Annotated in this window: 16 protein-coding genes; 3 read left to right on the plus strand and 13 right to left on the minus strand. The window is 64.5% G+C overall.

Annotation, left to right across the window (positions count from 1 at the left end):
- Window positions 1-48: 48 nt before the first annotated feature.
- The 11 genes from GGD66_RS24305 to GGD66_RS24355 all read right to left on the minus strand — a co-directional run bounded on the left by GGD66_RS24305 (window position 49) and on the right by GGD66_RS24355 (window position 13,228).
- Window positions 49-1,518, minus strand: coding sequence for an AMP nucleosidase (locus GGD66_RS24305; RefSeq protein WP_092254211.1), 1,470 nt, complete (start codon window positions 1,516-1,518; stop codon window positions 49-51).
- A 247-nt stretch (window positions 1,519-1,765) separates the two neighbouring features.
- The gene (locus tag GGD66_RS24310) at window positions 1,766-3,100 is read right to left on the minus strand and encodes an HlyD family type I secretion periplasmic adaptor subunit (protein WP_018321364.1); all 1,335 of its coding nucleotides are present in this window, start codon (window positions 3,098-3,100) and stop codon (window positions 1,766-1,768) included.
- Window positions 3,097-4,845 (minus strand): type I secretion system permease/ATPase, encoded by a 1,749-nt coding sequence (locus tag GGD66_RS24315; protein WP_183259206.1) that lies wholly within the window; start codon window positions 4,843-4,845, stop codon window positions 3,097-3,099. The genes GGD66_RS24310 and GGD66_RS24315 overlap by 4 nt, the downstream gene beginning before the upstream one ends.
- Before the next feature lie 262 nt (window positions 4,846-5,107).
- Window positions 5,108-5,377 (minus strand): GlsB/YeaQ/YmgE family stress response membrane protein, encoded by a 270-nt coding sequence (locus GGD66_RS24320; protein ID WP_018321362.1) that lies wholly within the window; start codon window positions 5,375-5,377, stop codon window positions 5,108-5,110.
- A 216-nt stretch (window positions 5,378-5,593) separates the two neighbouring features.
- Window positions 5,594-6,571 carry an ABC transporter ATP-binding protein gene (locus tag GGD66_RS24325; protein ID WP_183259207.1) on the minus strand — a complete coding sequence of 326 codons (978 nt, stop codon included), beginning with the start codon at window positions 6,569-6,571 and terminating at the stop codon, window positions 5,594-5,596.
- The gene (locus GGD66_RS24330; RefSeq protein ID WP_018321360.1) at window positions 6,568-7,983 is read right to left on the minus strand and encodes an Asp-tRNA(Asn)/Glu-tRNA(Gln) amidotransferase GatCAB subunit A; all 1,416 of its coding nucleotides are present in this window, start codon (window positions 7,981-7,983) and stop codon (window positions 6,568-6,570) included. The genes GGD66_RS24325 and GGD66_RS24330 overlap by 4 nt, the downstream gene beginning before the upstream one ends.
- Window positions 7,980-8,177 (minus strand): hypothetical protein, encoded by a 198-nt coding sequence (locus GGD66_RS24335; RefSeq protein WP_183259208.1) that lies wholly within the window; start codon window positions 8,175-8,177, stop codon window positions 7,980-7,982. Before GGD66_RS24335 ends, GGD66_RS24330 begins: the two co-directional genes overlap by 4 nt.
- The gene (locus GGD66_RS24340) at window positions 8,174-9,235 is read right to left on the minus strand and encodes an ABC transporter ATP-binding protein (RefSeq protein WP_183259209.1); all 1,062 of its coding nucleotides are present in this window, start codon (window positions 9,233-9,235) and stop codon (window positions 8,174-8,176) included. The genes GGD66_RS24335 and GGD66_RS24340 overlap by 4 nt, the downstream gene beginning before the upstream one ends.
- Before the next feature lie 3 nt (window positions 9,236-9,238).
- Window positions 9,239-10,141 carry an ABC transporter permease gene (locus GGD66_RS24345; RefSeq protein ID WP_018321357.1) on the minus strand — a complete coding sequence of 301 codons (903 nt, stop codon included), beginning with the start codon at window positions 10,139-10,141 and terminating at the stop codon, window positions 9,239-9,241.
- A gap of 229 nt (window positions 10,142-10,370) precedes the next feature.
- Complete coding sequence (locus GGD66_RS24350) at window positions 10,371-11,324, minus strand: ABC transporter permease (RefSeq protein ID WP_183259210.1); 954 nt, start codon at window positions 11,322-11,324, stop codon at window positions 10,371-10,373.
- Window positions 11,325-11,569: 245 nt separating this feature from the next.
- The gene (locus GGD66_RS24355; protein ID WP_018321355.1) at window positions 11,570-13,228 is read right to left on the minus strand and encodes an ABC transporter substrate-binding protein; all 1,659 of its coding nucleotides are present in this window, start codon (window positions 13,226-13,228) and stop codon (window positions 11,570-11,572) included.
- Between the two features lie 199 nt (window positions 13,229-13,427).
- On the opposite strand from GGD66_RS24355, the gene GGD66_RS24360 reads away from it, so the two are divergent.
- Entirely contained in the window at window positions 13,428-15,023 is a 1,596-nt protein-coding gene (locus GGD66_RS24360; protein WP_183259211.1) for an ABC transporter substrate-binding protein, read from the plus strand.
- Window positions 15,024-15,343: 320 nt separating this feature from the next.
- Here GGD66_RS24360 and GGD66_RS24365 read toward each other — a convergent pair whose 3' ends face one another.
- Together GGD66_RS24365 and GGD66_RS24370 are read right to left on the minus strand one after the other, a co-directional pair.
- A complete protein-coding gene (locus GGD66_RS24365; RefSeq protein WP_183259212.1) occupies window positions 15,344-17,575 on the minus strand; it encodes a CHASE2 domain-containing protein in 2,232 nt (743 codons plus the stop codon).
- Between the two features lie 77 nt (window positions 17,576-17,652).
- Window positions 17,653-22,938, minus strand: a complete 5,286-nt coding sequence (locus tag GGD66_RS24370) for a VCBS domain-containing protein (protein ID WP_246788966.1) — start codon at window positions 22,936-22,938, stop codon at window positions 17,653-17,655.
- 656 nt (window positions 22,939-23,594) lie between these two features.
- Here GGD66_RS24370 and GGD66_RS24375 point away from each other — a divergent pair.
- A complete protein-coding gene (locus GGD66_RS24375) occupies window positions 23,595-24,326 on the plus strand; it encodes a transglutaminase-like cysteine peptidase (RefSeq protein WP_092254194.1) in 732 nt (243 codons plus the stop codon).
- A gap of 168 nt (window positions 24,327-24,494) precedes the next feature.
- Complete coding sequence (locus GGD66_RS24380; protein ID WP_183259214.1) at window positions 24,495-25,607, plus strand: lysozyme inhibitor LprI family protein; 1,113 nt, start codon at window positions 24,495-24,497, stop codon at window positions 25,605-25,607.
- The last annotated feature ends 93 nt before the right edge of the window (window positions 25,608-25,700 follow it).

Below are 25,700 nucleotides of genomic sequence, written 5' to 3' on the forward strand. Positions count from 1 at the left end.
GCTGCGCTCACGGAGGCGTCAGCATGCGTACGACAGTTCCAGTGTCCTTTACTGGAAGGCCACCTCGGCAAAGCTGCGCAGCTTTCGCGAATGCAGCCGCTCCGATTCCTGCTGCTTGAGCCGTTCCAGCGCCTTCAGGCCGATCTCGAGATGCTGGCCGACGCGGCGGCGGTAGAATTCGCTGGCCATGCCCGCGAGCTTGATCTCGCCGTGCAGCGGCTTGTCGGAGACGCAGAGCAGCGTGCCGTAGGGAACGCGGAAGCGATAGCCGTTGGCGGCGATCGCGGCCGATTCCATGTCGAGCGCGACCGCGCGCGACTGCGACATGCGTCGGATCACCTCAGGCCCGGAGATCTCCCAATTGCGGTTGTCGACGCTCGCCACCGTCCCCGTGCGCATCAGGCGCTTGAGCTCGAAACCTTCGAGGCCGGTAACGTCCTCAACCGCCTCTTCCAGCGCGACTTGCATCTCGGCCAGCGCCGGGATCGGGACCCATAGCGGCAATTCGCGATCGAGCACATGGTCCTCGCGCACATAGCCGTGCGCGAGCACGTAATCGCCGAGCCGCTGCGTGTTGCGCAGGCCCGCGCAATGGCCGAGCATCAGCCAGGCATGCGGGCGCAGCACCGCGACATGGTCGGTGACGTTGCGCGCGTTGGACGGACCAGTGCCGATGTTGATCAGCGTGATGCCGCGGTAGTCCGGCATGACCAGGTGGAAGGCCGGCATCTGCGGCATGCGCGCGGGCGCAACGCCACCGGTTGCGCCGCCGCTGCGCGTGATGACATTGCCCGGCGCGACAAAGGCTTCAAGGCCGGCCTCGCCGGACTGGAGCCGCTGCTGACAGAGCTGCGCGAAGGCGTCGACATAGAACTGGTAGTTGGTGAAAATGACAAAATTCTGGAAATGTTCGGGGTCGGTGCCGGTGTAGTGATAGAGCCGGCGCAGCGAGTAATCGACGCGGGCAGCACGGAACAGCGACAGCGGCTCGGGCGCGCCGGGCCGAAGCTCGAAGGTGCCGTCGGCAATCGAATCGTCCATGGTGGCGAGATCGGGCACGTCGAACGCGTCGCGCAGCGATCGCGCGACAGGGGAATTCTCGCTCGTGGTGATCGCAGCTTCGATGTTGATGTCGCGGCGATAGGCGAAGTGGATCGGGATCGGCTCGGCGGACTCGCCGATCTCGACGGGCACGCCGTGATTCTGGATCAGGAGGCCGATCTGCTCGATAAGGTAGCTCCGGAACAAATCCGGCCGCGTCACGCTGGTTTCATGCACGCCGGGCCCGGCGACGAAGCCGTAGGCGAGACGCGAATCCAGCCGCGCATGCGTCGCGGTGGTGAGGCGGACGAAGGGATAATAGGCGCGCACCCGCGTCGTGATCGCTTCGCCGCCGACATACGCCTCGAACCGGTCGCGCAGGAACTTGGTGTTGCGCTCATAGATCTCTTCGAGCCGCGCGACGGCGAGGGAGGCGTCGGAGAAGGATTCGGTGGCGATGGAGGATGGGGATTGCATTGTTCGACCGCCGGGTTGCTGGGGCTTTGAGTCGAACTATAGCAAAGAAGGCGGTGCCGTAGGGTGGGCAAAGCGACTTGTCCGCCGTAGCTCGAAGAGCGAAGGCGGAAGCGTGCCCACCAACTTGTTCGTGGGAAAGATGGTGGGCACGGCGCGTTGCGCCTTTGCCCACCCTACGAGACCGCGTGTGCCGCACGAGAACCCGGATGCGCGCTAAGCGCGCTCCGGGATGACGCGCTTTCGCGCGTCACTTCTCCCGGAACGCCCGCATCAGCTGGTCGTGCAGCGGCTTCATCAGATAGGACAGCATGGTGCGGTCGCCGGTCTGGACGAAGGCTTCCACCGGCATGCCCGGGATCATCTTGACCTCGCCGAGACGGGCGATCTCCTCGGCCGGCATCGAGACGCGGATGGTGTAGTAGCTCTGGCCGGTGCGCTGATCGGTGGTGACGTCGGGTGAGACACGGCTGACGAGGCCGTTGAGCTCCGGCGTGGTGCGTTGATTGAAGGCGGAGAGGCGCAGCAGCGTCTTCTGGCCGATCTGGAGCTTGTCGATGTCGACCGGATTGACCTTGGCCTCGACCTGGAGATCGTCGGCTTGCGGCACGATCAGCATGAGCGCGTCGCCGGCGGTGATGACGCCGCCGACCGTGTGCACCGTGGATTGCAGCACCATGCCGTCCTGCGGCGCGCGGATGTCGATGCGGCGAAGCTGGTCTTCGGCGGCGACCTTGCGCTCGATCAGCTCGCCGATCTTGTCGTTGGTCTCGCGCAGATCCTTGGAGACCTCGCTCACAACGTCCTTGTCGACCTGGATGATCTGCAGCTCGGTCTCGGTGATCTTGCCCTTGGCCTGGGCGCGCGAAGCGATGTATTGCGCGCGTTCGCCGTTGAGACGGGCCGAGTCGCGTTCGAGCTGGGTCAGGCGCGATATCTGCACCAGACGCTTGTCGTAGAGCTCGCGCACGCCGGTGAGCTCGTTCTGCACCAGCGCGATCTCCTGATCCTTGGCCTTCTCCTGGGCGCTGAGGCCCGCGATCTCCTCGTTGAGCTGCGTGATGCGCTCGCGAAGCTGGGCCTTCTGTCCGGTGCGGCCGTTGACGCGGACGTCGAACAGCTTGGTTTCGGCGGAGAGCAGCAGCTTGACGTCGGGATCGCTGGCCCGCTCGAGCAGGGATGGCGGAAATTCGATCCTGTCGACCCCGCGCTGCTCGGCCTGCAAGCGTGCGGCACGCGCCTGCGCGGCGTCGAGATTCTTGGTGACGATGGCAAGGTTGGCCTTGGTGACGGTGTCGTCGAGCCGCACCACGATATCGCCGGCCTTGACCAGGTCGCCGTCGCGGGCGCGCACCTCGCCGACCACGCCGCCGGTCGGATGCTGCACCTTCTTGACGTTGGATTCGACCACGATCTGGCCCGGCGCGATCAGCGCACCCGAGATCAGCACGGTCGAGGCCCAGCCGCCGAGACCGACGACAAGGACCAGCACGATCACGAAGCCGAGGATCAGGTGAAACTTGATGGATTCGCGTACGGTCTTGTTCGCGGCCGGCTTCGGGCCGCCGATGGCCATCGTGCTCATGGCTTGGCAACTCCGCCTTCGCTGACGATCTTGATCGGGGCCGGCGGCGTCACACGCGGCTGCAGAACCTGGGCGAGCACCTGCTCCTTGGGTCCGAACGCCTGCATGCGGCCGTCGCGCAGTACCAGGACCTGGTCGACCGCCTCGACGCCGATCGGGCGGTGCGCGACCACGACGACGATGGCGCCGCGCTCGCGGGCGGCGCGGACGGCGCGGGTCAACGCCTCGTCGCCTTCGGTGTCGAGGTTGGAGTTGGGCTCATCGAGCACGATCAGGAAGGGGTTGCCATAGAGTGCGCGCGCCAGCGCCACGCGCTGCGCCTGGCCGGCGGAAAGCGCCGTGCCCTGCTCGCCGACTTGCGTGTTGTAGCCCTCGCGCATCTTGATGATCATCTCGTGCACGCCGGCTTCTTTCGCCGCCGCGATGATGCCCTCGGATGTCGCCTCGGGATCGAACCGGCTGATGTTCTGGGCGATGGTGCCGCCGAACAATTCGACGTCCTGCGGCAGATAGCCGATGTGCCGACCGAGCATGTCGGACGACCATTGGTCGAGCGCCGCGCCGTCGAGCCTCACCTTGCCGCGCACCGGCTGCCAGACCCCGACCAGCGCGCGGATCAGCGACGACTTGCCGGAGCCGCTCGGGCCGATCACGCCGAGGCCGTTGCCCGCGGCGAGCGCGAAGGTGATGTCCTGCACGATGAGGCGCTGGTCGCCGGGCGGCACCATGGCGACGCCTTCGACCGAGAGCCGGCTCGTGGGCGCCTGCAGCTGGGTCGGCATCGTCTGCGCCGGCATCTGCTCCAGCAGGCGCGTGAGGCGGTGCCAGCTCTGGCGCGCCGCGACGAAGGATTTCCAGTGCGCAATGGCGAGATCGACCGGCGCGAGCGCGCGGGCGGACAGGATCGAGCCGGCGATGATGATGCCGGCGGTCGCCTCCTGGTGGATGACGAGATAGGCGCCGACCGCCAGCACGGCCGATTGCAGCATCATGCGCAGCACCTTTGCGACCGCGCCGAGACCGCCGGCGACGTCGCTCGCGCGCTGATTGCCGGCGAGATATTTTTCGTTGGCCTCGCTCCAGCGCTGGTTCATCCGGCCGGCCATGCCCATCGCCACCATGACTTCGGCGTTGCGGCGGCTGGCCTGGGCGAGATCGTTGCGCTGGGCGGCAAGCCCCATCGCCTCGCGCGCCGGCTGGCGGGACATGAACTCGGTGACCAGCGTCAGCCCGACCAGGATGATGGCGCCGGCCAGGGCGGTGACGCCGATCATGACGTGGAAGGCGAAGCAGATGGCGAGATAGAGCGGCAGCCAGGGCAGGTCGAAGAACGCGCTCGGGCCCATGCCGCCGAGGAAGGAGCGGACGTTGTCGAGATCGCGCAGCGGCTGCAGGCCCTCGTTGCGGCTGCCGACCAGCAGCGGCAGGCGCACGATGGTGTCGAACACGCGCTTGTTGAGGGCTTCATCGAGCGCGGTGCCGATCCGCCCCAGGATCCGGTTGCGGATCATGTCGAGCACACCCTGCGCCATGTAGAGGAAGCTGGCGAGGATGATCAGGCCGACCAGGGTAGGGACGCTGCGGCTCGGCAGCACCCGGTCGTAAACCTCCAGCATGAAGATCGACCCGGTCAGATAGAGCAGGTTGATCATGCAGCTCATCAAGCCGACGCCGATGAACGCCGTGCGACAAGCGCGCAAGGCGTCACCGAGTTCTGAACGGCGGACGCCAGGACCGGCTGCCATCAGTCTGATCTCTTTCAGGTGGGGGCCAAGGCCCCTGATTTCACGGGCAATTCAGGATACTCGCCCCGGATTAACATCATGTTCGCGCTGCGTCCAACGCAGCCGGGTTCATCCAAAACCCTGATAGCCCACATCTACCCCTGATGGCCCCGCACGCAAGTCCGGTAATTCACAGTCTTTGCGGCTTTTTGGTGCAGTGGCCGCCGCCGCCTCCCCGGTCCTGGAGAGGCGGCTAGTTCCGATCGATCGAACCGGGCGGTTGCTAGAACCGGCCGCCGCCCCGCACCAGCCGCACCACCAGCAGCAGGATGACCGCGCCGATGGCGGAATAGACGATCTCCGAGACCAGGCCTGTGCCGAGGCGAATGCCGAGCTTCGGAAACAGGAAGCTCGCCACCAGCGCGCCGGCGATGCCGACCACGATGTCGCCGATGATCCCGAACCCCGTTCCGCGCACCACCTTGCCGGCGAGCCAGCCGGCCACCAGGCCGACGAACAGGATGACGAGCAGGCCTTCGTTGGAAATGTACATAAGTCTGGTCCCTCTCCATGAACGGCCGCATGGAACGGGAACCGGGATGAATGGGGTGTGAATGCTAGCCGCTTCACCCGCTCCGGCAAAAAGTCGAAAACAACCCCATGCAAAGTAGAACGGCTCTTGCCTGCGGTCCCCGGTGAACTGTGACAACTAGGTGTTGCCGTGGAGGAATTTCAAAGGAAGGAGCGCTGCTGCAGCGCCGCTCGAATATTATGACAGCGCCGCCGCGTGCTCCGCCAGCACACATCGCGCCGCCCGGCCCGGCCCGACCGGCACATTGGCAGGCAATTGCTCCAGGCAACGGGGCTGCGCCACGGCGCAGCGCGGGGCGAAGGAGCAGTTGTGGGGTTTCTCGGCCAGCGAGGGCGGCGTGCCGGGGATGGTTTCGAGCCGGGCGCCACGCTTGGCGCCGTGAATAGTCGAGGCGAGCAGGCCCTTGGCATAGGGATGCACCGGGCTGCGGACGATGTCGCGCAGCGTGCCCTGCTCCACGATCTGGCCGGCATACATCACTGCGACACGGTCGCAGATCTCGATGGCGACGCCGATATCGTGGGTGACGAAGATGACGGACATGCCGAACTCGCGCTGCAGCTCGCGCAGCAAGAGCAGTATCTGGATCTGCACGGTGGCATCGAGCGCGGTGGTCGGCTCGTCCGCGAGCAGGATTTTTGGCCGGCAGGCGAGCGCCAGTGCGATCATGGCACGCTGACGCATGCCGCCGGACATCTCGTGCGGATAGGCGTCGAGCCGGCGTTTTGCGGAGGGAATGCGCACAACCTCGAGCATTTCGAGTGCGCGTGCCCTGCCCTCAGCGTAGCTTTTGCCCTCGTGGCGCACGACGCTTTCGGCGATCTGCGCACCGATGGTGTAGACCGGATCCAGCGCCAATGCCGGCTCCTGGAAGATCATCGACACGGTCTGGCCGCGGAAGGACGACAGCTCCTCGTCGTTCATGGCGAGCACGTCGCGGCCCATGACGTTGACGGCGCCGGAAATCTGCGTGCGCTTCTTCGGCAACAGCCGCATCAGCGCACGCAGTGTGACGCTCTTGCCCGAACCGGACTCGCCGAGCAGGCCCAATACCTCACTGTTACCGAGCGAGAGACTGAGATCGTTTACGGCATAAACCGTGCGCTCCCCGGTGAAGCGGATGTTGAGGCCTGAAATCTCGACGAGCTTTGTCATGACGGCAGTTTCGGCAATCGATCGTGATAGTCAGTGACGCGCTGGAAGGCGGCGCCGATGGTGAGCAGGGTCGCTTCGTCGAAGGAGCGGCCGATCAGCTGCATGCCGACCGGCAGGCCGCTCTTCGTGAAGCCTGAGGGCACGGTAAGCGACGGCAGGCCGAGGAAGTTGACCGGGCGGGTGAACAGCGTCAGCCGCTGCACCATGGCCGGTGCGTTCGGCCCACCGCCGACATCGCTCTCTTCGATCGTCGGCGCCGGCACTGGTGAGGCCGGTGCGATCACCGCATCGACGCCGGCGGTGGCCGCATGGTGCGCAGCGAGCGCGGGGCCGCGCCAGCGCATTGCCTCGAGATAGGTGATGGCGGGAACCGCGAGACCGTTCTGCAGCCGCATCAGGACCTGCGGGCCATAATCCTGCGGACGCTCGATCATCCAGCGCTTGTGGAATGCCGCAGCTTCTGCGGCGAGCACGAGCTGGCTCGCCGAGGACAATTGGCGCTGGTCCGGCAGCTCAACCGTGACGATGTCGGCGCCCTCGCGCTTGAGCACGGCGATAGTCTCGTCCAGCACGCGCGCGACCTCGCTGTCGAGATCGTCGACATAGAACGAGCTGGGCACGCCGATCTTCAGGCCCTTCAGCGAGCCCTTGGTCGCGCCGACATAGTCCGACAGCGGCTCGTGGCTGCAGGTGGAGTCCGCAGGGTCCGCGCCGGCCATCAGCGCCAGCAGTAGCGCACAATCCTCGGCGGTGCGGGCGAGAGGGCCGACGGTGTCGAGCGACTGCGACAGCGGCATCGCGCCGGCCCGGCTGACGCGACCGACCGTGGTCTTCAATCCCGTGACGCCGCAGAAATGCGCGGGCATGCGGATCGAGCCGCCGGTGTCGGAGCCGAGCGCCGCATAGGTCAGCCGCGCCGCGACCGCCGAGCCGGAGCCGGACGAGGAGCCGCCGGTGATGTGCGCGACGTTCCAGGGATTGCGCACCGGACCGTAATGGGCGTTATGCCCGGTCGGGCCATAGGCGAATTCGGCCAGATGCAGCGTGCCGAGGCGGACCTGGCCGGCGTCCTTCAACCGCTGCAACGCCGTGGAGGTCACGGTCGGCACGAAATCACGGCGGATCAGCGAGCCGCAGGTCGCGACGTGGCCGGCATCGTAATACATGTCCTTGTGCGCGAGCGGCACGCCATGCAGGGGACCACGGACATTGCCCTTGGCGAGCTCGGAATCGGCGGCCTCCGCCGCTTTCAATGCAGCCTCGGCCTCGATCGACATGAAGGCGTTGAGATGCGGCTGCCACTGCGCGACGCGCTGCAGCAGCGCGCGCGTCACCTCTTGCGAGGATAGCTGCTTCATCGCGATCGCGCGCGCGACCTCGGTGAGCGTCATCAATGCAGGCTCAGCGCTCATTTCGACACCTTCTGCGTCTGCGCAATCGGATAGAGCGCGGGCTCGAGGTCGAACGGCAGCGTGCCGGCAATGGCTGAGAAGCCTTCGAAGGCAGGCCCAATGGAATTGGAGATACGCGTCGCGATCTCGTCGTCCACGGGGACGCCGGCGATTTGCGCGATGGGCTTGATCTCTTTCGGTGTCGGTCTCGTCATGCGGTCTTCTCCCTGGGCGCGCGGCTATGGCCTGAACCCGGAATCGCCATGTAGCACGCGGCCTCGTGGCCCATATTATCGAGCGCGGTGAGCTTTGGTGTCGCATTTGCGCAGAGCGGCTCCGCAAACGGGCAACGGGTGTGGAAGCGGCAGCCCGGGGGCGGGTCGATCGGATTGGGCGGATCGCCGGTGATCGGCGGCTGCTCGGTGCGCCGGTCGGGGTCGGACGACGGCATCGCCGCAAGGAGCGCGCGCGTGTAGGGATGCGCAGGACTATCCCAGACCTGGTCGACCGGGCCGAGCTCGACGACTTCGCCGAGATACATCACCAGCACGCGATCCGAGATGTAGCGCACGACGTTGAGGTCGTGGCTGATGAAGAGATAGGTCAGCCCGAACTCGCGCTTGAGGTCGGCGAGCAGGTTGAGCACCTGCGCCTCGACGGATTTGTCGAGCGCGGAGACCGCTTCGTCCAAGATCACAAGTCGCGGCGACAGCGCCAGCGCGCGTGCGATATTCACGCGCTGGCGCTGGCCGCCGGAGATCTCGTGCGGATAGCGGTTGGCGAAGTTCTCCGGGCGCAAGCCCACCTTGCCGAGCAGCTCGCGCGCCAATGCGCGTGCCGCGCCATCGGCCATGCCGTGCACCTTCGGGCCGAAGGCGATCGATTCCTCGATCGTCAGGCGCGGGTTGAGAGAAGCGTAGGAGTCCTGGAACACCATCTGCATGCCGCGGCGCAATTCACGCAGCGACAGCGACTGACCGACGGTCATGCCGTCATAGATGATGTCGCCGGTGTCGCGCGGCATCAGATGCATCAGCAGGCGCGCGGTGGTGGACTTGCCGCAGCCGGATTCACCGACGATGCCGACGGTCTCGCCCTTGGCAACGGCGAAGGAGACGTTGTCAACGGCGCGCACGGTGCGCTTGGCGGCGAACAGGCCGCCGCGTACAGGGAAGTGCTTGGTCAGCCCGTTGACCTGCAGCAGCGGCTGCGCGACGCCGCCGCGGTCTTCGACCGGCTCCAACTTTTCGACGGATGTGTTGGTTTCGCTCATGGCCTAGTTCCTGATGTCCATGGCGCTGCGCAGGCCGTCCGAGAGCAGGTTGAAGCAGATCGAGACCGCGAAGATCATCGCGCCCGGCAATGCGGCGACCCAGGGATTGACGTAGATCGCGGTGCGTAATGTGTTGAGCATCAGGCCCCATTCCGGCTCCGGCGGTTTTGTGCCGAGACCGAGGAAGGAGAGACCGGCGGCGAGGATCATCGAGACCGAGATCAGGCTGGTGGCATAGACGAAGATCGCGCCGAGAACATTGCCGAGGATGTGCACGCGCATGATGGTGATGGGTCCGGCGCCCGAGGCACGCGCGGCCTCGACGAAGTCCATGTTGCGCACGCCCGTGGTGACGCTTTCGGCGACGCGGGTGATCTGCGGCACGAACACGACCGTCAACGACACGATGGAATTGAGGATGCCGGCCCCCAGCGCGCCGGAGATCGCGATCGCCAGCAGCACCGAAGGAAAGGCGTAGAACACGTCGATCGTGCGCATGATCGCGGTGTTGAGCCTGCCGCCGACATAGCCGGCGACGAGGCCGAGCGAGGTGCCGATGCAGAAGGCAAGGATCACGGGCAGAATGCCGATGACCAGCGACAGCCGCCCACCATAGATCAGCCGCGCCAGCATGTCGCGGCCGAGCTCGTCGGTGCCGAGCGGGTAGCCAACGGTGCCGATGTGGCGCAGGCGGCGGATCATGGAGCCCTTGTAGGGATCTTCCAGACCCAGCCAGGGCGCGAGGATCGCGGACAGGAAGATCAACAGCAGCACCAGCGCGCAGGCCATGCTGACCTTGTCACGCCGGATGCGGCGGCCGACGGTCGCCCAATAACCCCGCGCCTTGGTCGCGGGCGCGGCCTGCAGCGCGGCATCGGCGGTGGCGGACAACGGAAGCTCGCTCATTGGCTGGCTCCCAGTCGTTGGTACGATCGATGCGAGCCAAGGAGGTGGTGCACCTCTCCCGCTTGCGGGAGAGGTCGGCGCTCCGGGCGATGCTAAGCATCGTCCCGCGCGCCGGGTGAGGGTTCTCTCCTCTTGGGGGTCCTCGATTGCGGAGACACCCCCACCCCGCCCCTCCCCCGCAAGCGGGAGAGGAGGAGCACCTTTTGCGTGGCGACAGCTGAACTCATTATCAGCCCCGCTTGATGCGCGGATCGATCGCGGCTTGCGCGATGTCGACCATGAGATTGAGGAAGACGAAGAACAGCGCCAGGATCAGGATCGTGCCCTGCAGCAGCGGCAAATCGCGCTGGAAGATCGCCGAGTTGAGCAGGAAGCCCGAGCCCGGCCAGGAGAACACGGTCTCGATCAGGATCGAGCCGCCGAGCATGTAACCCAATTGCAGCCCCATTACCGCGAGCGCGGTGGGCGCGGCGTTCTTGATGACGTGGCGGAACACGCCGCGCTCGTGCAGACCTTTGGCGCGCAAGGCCTCGACGAAATCCTGGCTCAGGATGTCGCCGGTCAGCGCGCGCACGGTGCGGGTGACGATGCCCATGGGAATTACCGATGTCGTGATCGCGGGCAGCACGAGGTATTGCAGGTGTGCCCAGTCCCAGGCCCAGGTGGCGGAGCCGCCGGGCCCGGCGCCGACCGCGGGCAGCCAGTTCAGCTGCACCGAGAAGATGATGACCATCACCATGCCGAGCCAGTAGTGCGGCACGGAGACGCCCGCAATGGCAAAGGACGTCGCGACCTTGTCGATCCAGGTCTCGCGGAAGTAGCCGGCGATCAGGCCGAGCAGGATGCCCATGGTGAAGCCGATGATGGCGGCGGCAATCGCCAGCGTGACGGTATTGCTGACGGCGCGCATGACTTCGGCGAGCACGGGGCGCCCCGTCGCAATGGAATTGCCGAGATCGCCGTGCATGGCGCGCATCAACCACAAGCCGAACTGCACCGGCAGCGGGCGATCAAAACCATAGGCGGCACGGAGCTGCGCGGCGAGCTCCTGCGAGGCATCTGCGGGGAGCACGGCAACGAGCGGATCGCCCGGTGTAATGTGCACGAGCAGGAAACACACCAGCGCGACGCTGATGACGATCGGAACGACGTAGACGATGCGTCTGGCGATATAGGCGAGCACGTTTGGTTCTTTCTTCCTTCTCCCCTTGTGGGAGAAGGTGGCATAGGCCACCTCCGGCGGCCGTTTTTAAGTCGACGCCGAAGCGAAGCTTCGGCTACGGCGCCGGATGAGGGGTTCTACCCGCGGATACAGCGTTATCGAATGAGAGAAAGGGTCACTCGCGGAGAGAGTCCCCTCACCCGGCTTCGCTGTCGCGAAGCCCCCTCTCCCGCAAGGGGAGAGGTGCACTGTTCGTGTGATGCGAACTACTTCATCGACACCAGCGAGAAGTCGATGAACCAGCTCTTCGGCTGCACGACGCCCGTCACCTTCGGGCTCATCGCGCGGGGGCCGACGTCGTGGGCGACATAGAGGAAGGCGGCATCGTCGACCGAGGCCGCGTGCAGCTCGGCGAGCGCGGCGTCACGCGCGGCGGGATCGAAGGTCTGTCGCGCCTTCTTCACCAGCTCGTCGAACTTGGGATTGTTGATGAAACCCCAATTGTTCGAGACCGGCGGCGCCATGCCCGATTGCAGGAAGCGCACCAGCGCGAAGAACGGATCCATCGCCGCATAGGTCACGTTGGTCGCGTGCGAACCGTTGGCCGACGGATCCTTGGCGCCGCGGCGCCAGTTGGTGAACAGCGTATTCCATTCGATGACGTCGAGCTGCACATCGAAGTAGCATTCGGCAAGGGCCTGCTGGAGATACTCGTTCATCGGCAAGGGCTGCATCTGGCCCGAACCCGAGGCGGAGGTCTGCGTCTTCACCGTCAGCTTCTTGTTGGGGCCGAAGCCGGCCTCCTGCATCAGCTTTTGCGCAGCCGCCTTGTCATACTTGATCTCGAAGCTCGGCTTGCCGCGCCAGGGATGGCCGGGCTCGAAGGTGCCGGTCGCCGGCACCATCAGGCCGGCGAGCAGGCCGTCCTTGAGGCCTTCGCGATCGACGCAAAGGTTGGCGGCCTTGCGCACGCGGATGTCGTTCCAGGGCGAACCCTCGACGCGGGAGAACTGCCACGGCCAGACATGCGGCTGCTCGTTGGCGTAGAGCTTGAAGCCGCGCTGCTTCAGTTCGGGCAGCGCGTCCGGCGCCGGCGCCTCGACCCAGTCGACCTGCCCGGAGAGCAGCGCCGCGGTGCGTGCGTTGGCCTCCGGCATAGGCAACAGCACCATCTTGTCGACCTTGGGCACGCGCGCCTTGTCCCAATAGCTCGCGTTCTTCACCAGCTCGAGCCGCTCGCGCGGCGTGAAGCTAGCCATTTTCCACGGGCCGGTGCCTGCGGCGTCCTTGGCGAAGGCCGTCCACGCCGCCTGCGATTTGGCCTTGGCGTCGGCGCCTTCGGCCTTGTCGTAGAAATGCTGCCACTTCGCCGGGCTCGCCATGAAGAGATTGGTGAGGTTGATCGGCAGGAAGCTGTCGGGCTCCTTGGTGGTGAGCTCGACCGTCATGTCGTCGATCTTCTTCGCAGAAGCCAGCGTCGGCATGCGCGAAGCCGTGACGCCGACCTGGCTGGCGTCGAACTGCGGCGCGTCCTGCTTCAACACCTTCTCGACGTTCCACACCACGGCATCCGCATTGAACGGGGAGCCGTCATGGAAGGTCACGCCAGGGCGCAGCTTGAAAACCCACTTGGTCTTGTCGGCATCGTCGACCTTCCACTCGGTGGCAAGGCCGGGAATCACCACGCTCGCCTTCTCGGCGGAGGACAGGTCCCAGCCGGTCAGCGCGTCGTACATGGTGAGGCCGGTGAAGCGGTTGCCTTCGAAACCCTGATCCGGCTGGCCCAACGTGCGCGGAATATCGGCAGCGGTCATGCCGATGCGCAGCACGGTTTCGGCACTGGCCTCACGCGGCCATGCGGCCGCCGTCGTTAGAGCGAGCACCGCGATCAATGCCGCGCGCGTGTTCTTCTTCTTAGTAAGCATCGCCTCAATCCTTTTCCGGCTTCGATGACTATTTTTGATGCAATCGTATGCAATGGCTATGCCAAAGAGAAACTTATTCTGCGATTTGGCCCTGCGACGACAAGTCCTTGTAGGCCGCGGGCGGGTGCACGCGCCGCGCTGCCTATTCTGGCATCAAGATTGCAAGTTCGGTCCCGAAATCCCCTGGGAGCTTTGGGCCATGCGTGTTCGTCTATCGATTTGTCTCGCCGTGCTTGCGCTGGCGTTGTCCGCAATCTCGGCGCGCGCCGAAACGGTGGTGCGCTACGGCATCTCGATGGCCGACATTCCGCTCACCACGGGTCAGCCCGATCGCGGCGCCGGCGCCTATCAGTTCATGGCTTACACGATCTACGATCCCTTGGTCGCCTGGGAGATGGATGTCGCCGACCGGCCTGGCAAGCTGGTGCCGGGGCTCGCCACCGAGTGGAAGGTCGACGATGCCGACAAGACCAAATGGCGCTTCACGCTTCGCAAGGGCGTCAAGTTTCACGACGGCAGCGAGTTCAACGCCGACGCCGTGATCTGGAATCTGGACAAGGTGCTCAACGACAAGGCGCCGCAATTCGACAAGCGGCAGAGCGCGCAGGTGAAGACCCGCCTTCCCTCCGTTGCGAGCTACGCCAAGGTCGACGATTTCACCGTGGAGATCACCACGAAGACGGTCGATTCCTTCTTTCCCTATCAGATGCTGTGGTTTCTGGTGTCGAGCCCTGCGCAGTACGACAAGCTCGGCAAGGATTGGGACAAGTTCGCCAGCCAGCCCTCCGGCACCGGCCCGTTCAAGCTGACCAAGCTGGTGCCGCGCGAGCTCGCAGAACTCAGCAAGAACCCGGACTATTGGAATAGGAAGCGCATCCCGAAGGCCGACAAGATCGTGCTGGTGCCGATGCCGGAAGCACTGACCCGCACCAACGCGCTGCTTGCGGGACAGGTCGATCTGATCGAGACGCCGGCGCCGGATGCCGTGCCGCAGCTGAAAGCGGCCGGCATGAAGCTCGTCGACAACGTTACGCCGCATGTCTGGAATTATCATCTCAGCGTGCTGCCGGGCTCGCCCTGGACCGATATCCGCCTGCGCAAGGCGCTGAACCTCGCGATCGACCGTGACGCCGTGGTCGGGCTGATGAATGGCCTTGCCAAGCCTGCCAAGGGCCAGGTCGACCCGTCGAGCCCGTGGTTCGGCAAGCCGGGCTTCGAGCTGAAATACGATCTGGCTGCAGCGAAGAAGCTGGTCGAGGAGGCCGGCTACTCCAAGGCCAAGCCACTGAAGGCCACCTTCATCATCGCGCAAGGAGGCACCGGCCAGATGCTGTCGCTGCCGATGAACGAATTCCTGCAGCAGTGTTTTAAAGAGATCGGCATCGACATCGACTTCAAGGTGGTCGAGCTTGAGACGCTCTACACGCACTGGCGCAAGGGCGCGGCCGACGAGATCAACGCCGGCATCACCGCCAACAACATCGCCTACGTCACGTCAGACCCGCTTTACGCTATCGTCCGCTTCTTCCATTCGGGCCAGATCGCGCCTGTCGGCGTCAACTGGGGCGGCTACAAGAATCCGAAGGTGGATGCTCTGATCGACGAGGCCAAGCAGACGTTCGACAGCGCCAAGCAGGACGAGCTGCTGGCACAGGCACACGCGCTGATCGTGGACGACGCCACGCTGGTCTGGGTCGTGCACGATACCAACCCGCACGCGCTGTCGCCGAAGATCAAGCAGTTCGTGCAGGCCCAGCACTGGTTTCAGGATCTGACGACCATCGGGATGGAGTGAGGGGAACACAGGTGTCGCAGGGTGGGCAAAGCGCAAGCGTGCCCACCATTTCTACATTGCCGAGCAAGATCGTGGGCACGGCGCTACCGCGCCTTTGCCCACCCTACGAGAGTTGATATTTGGTGCTCACGCATCAAAACTCAGCTGTCGTCCCGGGCAAGCGCAGCGCAGACCCGGGACCTATAACCACAGGGAGTGGTTTGGCGAAGACTCGGAGTTACCCGCTCGCTGCCGTAACCACTCCCTGTGGTTATGGGTCCCTGCGTTCGCAGGGACGACAGCGAATGTGAGGCGTTAGCCGGGACTACACGCTCGAAACACTACTTCGTCAGCAGCGCATAGGCCCCGGTCCAGCCTTCCGGCGGCGGGTTGAACTGGAAATCCTTGATCCTCGCCTCGTAGAGCCCGAACAGCTTCTCCAGCGTATCGGCGTCTTCGCTGTGACGGCCGCGTTCGATCGCATCGAGTGCGCCCTGCCAGTCGCGGCCGCGATAGCAGCTGAGCATCTCGATGGTGATGTTGCGCAGGCGCTGGAAGGCGCCTGAGTGCATCACGTCCTCGCGCCCGGCGATGGCGTAGATCACCTCCGGCTCGGTCTTGCCCTTGACCATGATGAAGTCGAGCTCGAGGATCGCGAACCTGTCCTTGGCGGCGAGCGCGGTGCGAGAGCCGACGATGATGGGAAAGCCGTATTCCTTGGTTTGCCCTTCGAGACGCGATGCCAGGTTTACGCTGTCGCCGAGCACCGAGTAGTTCTTCTTCAGGTCGGAGCCCATGTTGCCGACCACGCCGATGCCGGTGTTGAGGCCGATGCCGACATTGAGCGGGATGTAGACGCGGCCGCCCTCGGCGGCTTCCTGCTCGCGCTCCTTGTTGACCGTGTCGATCTGCTCCAGCATCTGGATCGCGGCCTCACAGGCGTTGATCTGGTGCTCGGCATCGTCGAGTGGCGCGTTCCAGAACGCCATGATGGCGTCGCCCATATATTTGTCGATGTAGCCCTTCCGCTCGATGATGACGTCGGTCAGCGGCGTCAGGAAGCGGTTCATCAGCTCGATGAGCCCTTGTGGATCGTGCTTGTAGCTCTCCGAGATCGTCGTGAAGCCGCGCACATCGGAGAACATGATCGTCATCTCGCGCTCCTCGCCGCCGAGCACGAGCTTCTCCGGCGATTGCACGAGTTGCTCGACCAGCACCGGCGACATGTATTGCGCAAATTGCCCGCGAATCTGCACGCGCTGCCGCTGTTCGCGCACGAAGCTCGCAAAGATCAGCGTCAGGTAGACTGCGGTGGTCGACAGCAACGGGTAGGTAAAGTCGATGAGATAGCGGTATTGTGCGTAGAAGAACCAGGATACGCCGACCAGGATCGCGGCGAAGGCCCCACCCGCAAGCACCAGCCGCACCGGTCCGAGATTCGGCGTGAATATGATCACCAGCAGGCCGATGATGAGCGCGGCGAGCAGCTCGACGCCGAGTGCGTAATTTGGCTGCGAGATCGCCGCGCCGCTCAGCACGCTCTCCAGTACCTGGGCGTGGATCTCCACGCCCGGCATGGTCGAGGATACCGGCGTGGTCTTGATGTCGTTGAGCCCGGCCGCGGAGGTCCCGACTAGTACCAGCTTGCCGGCGAATTTGCTCGGCGACGCGCTGTTGTCGAGCACGTCGGCCGCGGAGACGTAGATCGAGGGATCCCGGCGGGCGTAGTGCACCCAGAACTGGCCGTTCTTGTCAGTGGGGATCTCGACGCCCTTGAGGCGCACGGCCCGCACGCCAGTCTTGTCGGTCCTGACCAGCAGCGTCGGCGTGCCCGTGACGACCCGCAGGATCTCGAGGCTGAGCGAGGGCATGATGTTGCCCTGGGCGCGCATGATCATCGGCACGCGGCGGATGAACCCGTCCCGCTCTTTCCTGATCGAAAATAGGCCGCGGCCGGCAGCAACCCTCTCGATGATCGGCACGTTGCGCAGCAAGCCTGGAAATTCGAACAGGAAGCGTTCGGCGCCCTCCTCGCCGACGGTCGCCACCCCCGTGAGCGGAAGTGATTTATCAAGCTCGGTCAAAACCTCGGGAAGCCCGGTCTCGCCCAGCACCACGCGCGAGCGCTTGATCGCATCGGAGAGTATCTGGTCGTTGCTCGGCAGCTCGCGCAGCTTGGCGCGGGTGGCATCGTCCAGATAGCGCATGTGGCTCGCGACCAGGTCCGGGTTGAGCCGGTCGGGTTCCGAGAACACGACGTCGAAGCCGATCGCCACCGCGCCATTGTTGGTGAGGTTCTGGATCAGGTCGGCGATGCGCGTGCGCGGCCACGGCCATTGTCCGAGCCTGGCGAGGCTCTTGTCGTCGATGTCGACGATGGTAACCGGCCGCGCCGTCTTATGGCGAGGATCGATCAGCTGGAACATGTCGAAGGTGCGCAGCCGCAATTCCTGGATCGGCGGCGGGTCCCACAGCCGCGCGCCGGCGAACACGACCAGCAGCGCAAGGCACATCAGCCGCGCAAAGCCGAACTTTCGCGCAAACCACCGTCGCAGGATCTTGAGACGTTTCATGCTGGTGGAATATCACGCTTTGACGACGAGCGGCAGCTCCGACCTGGTGTGCCAACGATCGGCTTCGCCCAGGGGTGTCAGGAATGCACTATGAAGTCGCTCGCCTGAAGACTGACACCCTTGACGAGGATGGTGTTCGCCGCATCGAGCGTGATCAGAGTATCCGTTCCAGACGCAGCTACGTGCTGAGCCATCCAGTCGGACACGCTGGCGGTGGTCACGACGGCCGACAGGTCGATGTGGTCCTGATTGTGCGTGAAATCCAGAATGATGTCGCGATTCGAATTGGCCGCGAACACGAATTGATCCTGATAGCCCGTCCCGAACAACACATCCTTGCCATCTGTGCTGGCGAGGGTCACCGGGCCTTGTTCGGCCAGATTGAAGATCAGGTTGACCGTATCGCTCGCACCGTGGCTGTCGGTGACGGTGATCGTCAGCTTATCCGTCGCAGGCGCACCCTGGCTCGGCTCGGCGTATGTCAGATATTGAAGGGCCGAATTGACGCTCGCCAAGGTATCGGACGCCGATGCTGGCTCCACATATGTGCCCGAATCCGCCGCCGCAGTGAGTATGAAGGTTTCATCGGGAGCAGCGTCGGCGTCGGCGACGGTGATGCCATGGACGAACACCATGTCGCCTTCCTGCGTGACGTAAATCTGGTCGACGTCGATCACCGGAGCGTCGCTCTCGTCCGCGCCGGTCACGTCCACGGTGAGCGTGGCCGTGCCGGTTGCACCGTGCACATCTGTGGTCTGGACCGTGAAAATATCCGCGTAGGAGCCGTCGGCCAGCGCGTTGATCGCGGCGGCGTTCGGAACGTAGCTGTAGCTGCCATCGGGATTGACCGTCAGCGTCCCGTAGAGTCCGCCAGCTGTCGTCGCCGCGTGGTGATCCGCGTTGATGACGGCATAGGTCAGCGTCGCCGTCTCGCCGGCATCGACATCGTTGCCCGCCAACGTCCCGGTCAGATCGCAGAAGGTGTCGTCGGCCGTCGTATCCTCGAGCGGTCCGATGTGGAGATCGGCCAGCGTCGGCGCGTCGTTGCTGCCGGCGATGTTGACGGTAACGACTGCGCTCGTGCCAGCGCCCTCGGCATCCGACGGAACGATCGTGTATTGCAGCGACAGCGTCTGGCCGGCGGCGAGGAAATCGAACGCCTGCCCGTGCGAATTGAAGGTCCAGGTGAACTGCGTATGAGTCGCGGTGCCGTCGAGGATATCACCCGAGGGGACAGTGAGATCCGCGAGGAGGTCGGCATTCGACAACCCGCCGACGCTGCCCGTTTGCAGCACGCCGTCGAGCGTAACCTGCACCTCGCTAACCGCCACCGTGACGTGATCGGTCGCATCGACGTCGGAGACCACCAGCACGCCATGCGCAAGCTGGCCGGCATTGGTTTCCACCAAATCGGCAACGGCGCCGCCCGGCCCGGAGGTGCTGCTTGCCCAGTCCGGATCGCCCGCGATGGCGAGGCTCTTGGCGGGGTTGACCGCATTGGAGGCCGTGGTCCCACCGCCGTCGGCGAGCTGGTAATACGCGGCCAGATTGGCCTCGTTGCCGGTGAGCGCGGTGAAGTCGATCGACTGGATCTGAGCTTGCGTCAGCGCGGTGGTCCAGACGCTGACATCGGCGATCGAGCCGGTGAAGCCCTGCGCCCCGAAGCCGGGGGCGTACCTGTCGCTTGCGGCCCCGATCATCATGTAGGACGGATCCTGGCCGCTGCCGACCGCGTTCACGCCTCCACTGTGGGAGTAGACGGCGTTCCCATCGACAAAAAGCGTGAAGGTACCCTGATCGCGCGTCAAGGCGAGGTTATGCCATTGCCCTGCAGTGAGCGCGAAGCCGGTATCAAGGATATCGACGCCTCCCTCGAGAATTTCGATCTCCAGATTGCCGCTGACGACGGTACCGATAAGACCGAAGCCGGCTGTCGAGGTATTGCCGTTGTAGAACAAGACCTGGCCGTCGGGCGCAGCGGCTCCGTTCCAGTTTACCCAGCCATCCAGCGTAACCCCATCGGACGCGACGGTCGGCACCTCGCCGACCGCGATGGTCTGGCCGTCGAAGTTCATGTAGTCCGACGTGACATAGGACACCGCCGGCGCATCATTGGTGCCGGTGATCGTGACGGTAACGTCCTGGCTGATCTTGCCGCCATGCTGGTCGTCGAGCGTAACGGTGTAGACCTGGATGATGGTCTGCCCTTCCGCCAGCGACTGCAGCACGGGATCGTTGTTGTCGAGCGTGAAGTGCCAGCCCAACGTCGCACCGTCGTCGTTGTCGCTGCCGGATTCGGACACCGCATCGATCGTGAAGGTGCCGATATGCGAGCTGGCTCCGAAGCCCGGCAGGTCCGAGCTGACGGACGAAGATTTGAACGACCATGCCGCCGTGTGGGTGTCGGTCAGGTCCAGATCCTGGATCGCCAGCGTGCCGTCCGCCGTGAGCGAGGCGCACTCATCCTCGGTCACCGCGCCCGTCGCTGCGGCGGCATCGCTCGTGATCGTCGGTGCATCATTGACGCCCGTGATCGTGACGGTGACGTCTTGGCTGACGATACCGCCATGATGATCGTCGAACGTAACTGTATAGACCTGCGTGATGGTCTGGCCCTGCGCCAGCGACTGCAGCATTGCATTGCTGTTGTCGAGGCTGAAATGCCAACCCAGCGTCGCGCCATTGCTCGTGTCGGTATTGTACTCGAGCACCGACTGATCGATCGTGAACGTGCCGATGTGCGTGCTGTCGGCATCGAAGCCCGGCAGAGCCGAGCTGATGGACGACGACTTGAACACCGCCTGCGCCGCATGGGTGTCGATCAGATCGAGGTCTTGAATCGCCAGCGTGCCGTCGATCGACAGCGTCAGGCCCGCGTCCTCGACGACATGACCTGTCGCCGCCGCGGCACCGCTGGTGACGGTCGGCGCGTCGTTCTTGCCGGTGATGACGACCGTGACGTCCCGCGTGACGGTCCCACCGTGATGGTCGTCGATCCTGACGGTATAGACCTGCGTGATGGTCTGCCCTTCCGCCAGCGACTGCAGCACCGGGTCGTTGTCGTCGAGCGTGAAGGTCCAGCCCACTGACCCGCGGGAGCTGGCGCCCGGGCTTTCATTCACTGAGCCGAGGCTGAACGTGCCGATATGCGAGGTGCCGTCGCTGAAGCCCGGCAGATGCACGCTCGAAATCGTCGACTTCAGCGAAAAACTCGCGGTGTGGGTGTCCGTGAGATCAGGGTCGTTGAATGTGATGGTGCCGTTGGCGGCGAGCGTGGCCGCCGTATCCTCGGTCACCGCACCGGTCGGCGTGGTCAGATCTTCGACGATCGTCGGCACGTCGTTGGTGCCCTCGACATTGACGTCCGCACCGTCGATGGACACGGTAACCGGCGTGCTGACGACACCGCCATGCCCGTCATCGACTTGCACCACGTAGTTGAGGGTCAGCTTCTCGCCTTTGGCGAGGAAATCGAACAGATGGTCGGGAACGCTGTAGGTCCAGGTGGCCGAACCGTTATTGCTGTTTCCCGCGCCCTGTACCACGGTCAGCGGCACCTCGACGGCGGCGATCGCCGCGAGCTGCTGCGGCGTCAGCGTCGACGTGATGTCGTGGCCTTGCGCATCGAGATATTTGAACGGCTGGGTCGACGAGAGCGCCGCGCTCACGATCGGGCGGTCGGTCAGATCGACGTCGGTGAAGGTGACGGTGCCCGTGATGGTATCCAGAGTCTCGTTGCCGGTCCCGACCTTCTCGATGACGGTTCCGCCCAACGTCGTGACGGTGGGCTTGTCGTTCGTTCCCGTGACCGTGATGGTGATCGGGATGAACTTGGACTCGGGATTGACTGCGAAATTGGTGTCGACGCGGACCATATAGGTCAGCGTCAGCGTTTCGCCGGCCGCGAGGAAGTCGAAGACTTTGTCCGGGATCGTGTACGTCCAGACCGCCGAGCCGTTGTTATTGTTGCCGGCGTCGGGGGCGACGTTGATCTGGATCTGGGTCGCCGCGATGTCCTGCTTCTGGAGCGCCGAGAGCGAGCCGGTGACGTCGTGCTGGCCGGCGTCCTTGTAGACATAGTTCGGCGCTTCGGCGAGGCTGATGCTCACCGTCGGCCGGTCGCCGAGGTTTTGATCGACGAATCTGATCAAGCCGGAAATCGTATCGGAATGCGTGTCGCCGGTCGCGTCAGCACGCTCGGTCAGCGCGAACGCCGACTTCACATTGCCGCCGGCGTCGAAGCTCTGCACAATCGGCTGGCCGGGGATACGCACGATGGGCGGCGTGGACGTGCTGGGCGCCTCCGATCCCTGCGGATTGAGATTGACGAATGTCGCGGTCGCGACGGCGCCGCCGCCCGACTTGAACACCACGTCCAGGCTCATCGGCGTGAGCGTGTCGGTGAAGTTCGTGGTCAGCTTGGTGTTGGTGTTGTTGTCGGTGAACTTCAGCGTGAAAACGTCCGTGATCAGCTTCTGAACGTCCGGCGACATCAGCGCATTGGAGATCGAGACGTTGCCGCCGCTGATCTGGATCATCTGGCCGGCCTGGTTGACCGTCGCGATCGGCAGCAGCGTGACCTTGTCAAACAGGATGTAGGAGCCCGTCGTGCCGTTCGGTTCGACCAGCACCTGGAAGCTCGCCTGCGGCTGCGGATCGCCGCCACCGGCGGGAACGACGAAGTTGATCTGGGTCAGCACGGCGGTGCCGCGGATGCCCATGGTGGCAACCGGCGTGTCGATCTTCATGTCACCGTGCTTGGCGGTCTCGCCGGCGACGAAGGTGATGGTGCCGGCGACGAGGCTCAGCAGCGAGGAATTGCTCGACCCGTTGGGGTCGTAGACCATCTCGTTCAACACCATCCGCGCATTCGAGGACAGGCCGAACACGGTGCCGTCGATGAAGGTGATGCCGAGCGTGGAATCCGCGCCGGTCGAGACCACGTCACCCTTCTCGACATTGTCGCCGTTGTTCAGGATGACCGAGACGCCGTTGCGGATCGCCGTCGCGCTGCCCACGAGCTTGGTGACATGGCCGATGACCTGGGCTGCGGCCGCGCCGCCGGGCGCGGCTTGAGCAACCTGGACATGGCCCGTGAGCGCGTTGACGATTTCGCCGGTGAGATGGGCGCCGTCGGGGGAGGCGAGCGCGGCGCGCTTGTCGCCCCTGAAATAATCGTGAACGACGAACTCGTGCCCCTCGTGGGACAGCACGAGATCGAGACCCGCGCGCTTGAATTCGCCGTTGAAGATCAGGTTGGGGTCGGGAACAACGAACGCGCCCTCGGGCACGTGGCCCTGCGCTTTCGCCGTAAAGGAATCGACATGAGCGCCGCCGGGCGAACGGGAACCCTGGCCGTCCAAAGGAATCGCGGCGTCAAATTGGCCAGCGTAATTCAACCGGTCACCGTATAAAGGGTTAAAATTTAGGTAAGTATCAACTGCCTAAGCTTGCATAGCATTAGCCAGTCCTTAGCGATACCATCTATTGCTTGTGTGATTTCGCATCACTTGGCCCCAGGAGGCCCCACCGCCTGGCGCTGCTGCAGAGAAACGAAAGTAATCGTTGAAATACTCGGAAGTCGAATCTGGCCTGTTTCCACGCATTTCCAGTCATCCAAAGTAATCTGCCGTATAGTGACGGAACAGATACTTGCGCTATCTTTCCTTCGCGAGGTCCCGCTGCATCCTGCGGCAAATACGGAGTTAAATCTGTGACCTAACTAACAGAACCCCATGAAATAGGGGGTCGGTAAAGCCATAGGGCCCAGATTCGGCACTGCCACAACTTGTGTCTGCAATTGGCTCGATTTCGCGGCGGCCGGACACCTCTAGCCGGCGAATCGTAAAATTTTACGCAATTTGGACGGGCCCGTTTCAGCCTGTTCCCCGGTTTTGGAACCCCAGCCGGGCGCGTTAAGCAGAACAAAACGGCCCGTCTCGCACTATCTCCGCGAAAGCAACAAAGCCCGGCACGTTCAGGTCGAGGGGGATCTGGCGAAGCTGGAAGGGGATGTCAGATGGAGACCGCTGCTCGCTCGCGCGCCTGGCGCGCAATCCTTGTCCTGTGCGGATTGGTCCTGTGTGGGTCGGCCGCCGAGCTTCGCGCCGGCACGCTGCTGTCGCCGGGCGCAGGCCTACTCGTGCGCAAATCCGCCGAGCCGTTCGGCGTGTTCGCCTTCGCCATCTCCGCCGGCAGCCTGCAACAGAAATGGCTCCTGCTGAAGGACAAGCTCGACGGCGACATGGTGCAGCTCGCGCTATGCGACGGTGACCGCGACAATTGCGCTTCGCCCGCGGCCCTGAAGCTGCTTGCCATCGTCGACCAGGCCCGCGCCCGCGACGGCCGCGCCCGGCTCGGCGAGACCAACCGCGCCATCAACCTTGCCATCCGGCCCGCCAATGATGGCATCGACGACGTCTGGAGCTCGCCGCTGGCGACCTTCGCGCGCGGCGCGGGAGATTGCGAAGACTATGCCATCGCCAAGCTGGCCGCGCTGCGGCTGGCGGGCGTGGCCGCCGAGGATCTCCGCATCGTCGTGGTGCGCGACGTCAGGGCCGGCGAGGAGCATGCGGTTGTCGCCGCGCGCCTCGATGGCCGCTGGCTGATGCTCGACAACCGCCGCATGGCGATGGTCGAGGACGACGCTGCGCGGAGCTACCAGCCGCTGTTCGCGCTCCATCGGTCGGCCGTGATGAAATATGTCGACGAACCGATGCAGGTCTCGATGATGGCCGTCGAGGCGCGCTGAGCCATCTTGTAGTGCGGATGGAGCGCAGCGAAATCCGGGGCGCGGTCGCTTATCGCTCGAATCCCGGATTACGCTTCAGCCGGGCTACGAACCTCGGTTCACCAAAAACCCATTCCACGACGCGATCCGGACGGCTAGCATGGCCACGGCTTTGCGGGGGCGACGGGAATGCGGTTCATCGTGCTGACTGTGATTGCGTTGCTGGCGCTCGCCTCACCCGCGTCAGCGCAGTCCGACCGCTCCATCGCCGATCGGCTGCCGCTGTTCGCCAAGAACAATTGCCAGCAGATTCGCGACCCCGGCAATCAATTGTTCTGCGGTGATGCCGCGCTTGCCACCGCCGCCGAGAAGCTGAACACCGCGATCGAGGCGCGGCTCGCCCGGCTGCCCGATCGCCTTCCCGCGATCGAGGAGAATGCGATCTGGATCCGCCAGCGCAATCTCGGCTGCGGCATCGTCGGCCAGGCCGCGATCCGCCCCGACGATTTCGAGCGGGTAAAGGCGTGCCTGCTCAAGGTGACAGAGGAGCGCGCCGCGATCCTGCGCGATCCGGATTTCGACTGCCTCGCTGCCAACACCGCGGCGGGCGCGGTGATCTGTGCGGACCCGTCGCTGGCACTCGCCGAAACGGAGCTCAATGGCCAGGTGCTCGGCCTGATCGGCAAGCTGGACCCGACCGCAGCGCGCTTTGCCTTCGCCGAATATGGCAGGTGGACACGAGAGCGCGATCGCAAATGCAATCTGGTCGGCAAGGAGAACGTGCCGCTCCAGGAGCTCGAATCCGCAGAGGATTGTCTCTCCGACCATCTAAAGCACAAGGCCGACGAGATCCGCACGGCAAAGGGCGACCCCAGAAAGGTGTTCGGCCGGCAGGTCGCGGCCCGCATCCCCGACACCGACGCGGTCGACTTCTGCGCGGCGCGGATCCATGCGGCCAATTCGTGCGGCAGCTTCCTCCGCATCAACCGCGTCTACGCGCTCGACAGCCAGGTGACCGAACAGGAGGCGCAGGTCACCGGCGAAATCGAGATGGCGGTGCTGGCGCCCTTCACCATGTGCAGCAAGGTCGCATCCAGCTGCACCGGCACCTGCTGGGACGCTAGGACGGGCCTCCCGCAGCCGAGCGCCGCCAACAAGGAGCGTTCGGCAGAAGCCTTCAACGTGACGCGCCGCCTGAGGATCCAGCGCACTTTTGCGTTCGTCAAAGCCGCCGACGGCTGGCGCTGCCGCGAGGACGAGTTGGCACCGGTGAATTCGGGGACGGCGAGCGGGGGATCTTGAGTTTCGCTCAGCTTGGCGAGCTTCTTCCTTCTCCTCTTGCGGGAGAAAACGCCGAAGCCAAGCTTCGGCTCTGGCGCCGGATGAGTTGTTTTT

This window comes from Bradyrhizobium sp. CIR48 (assembly GCF_014198315.1).
Lineage (GTDB): Bacteria > Pseudomonadota > Alphaproteobacteria > Rhizobiales > Xanthobacteraceae > Bradyrhizobium.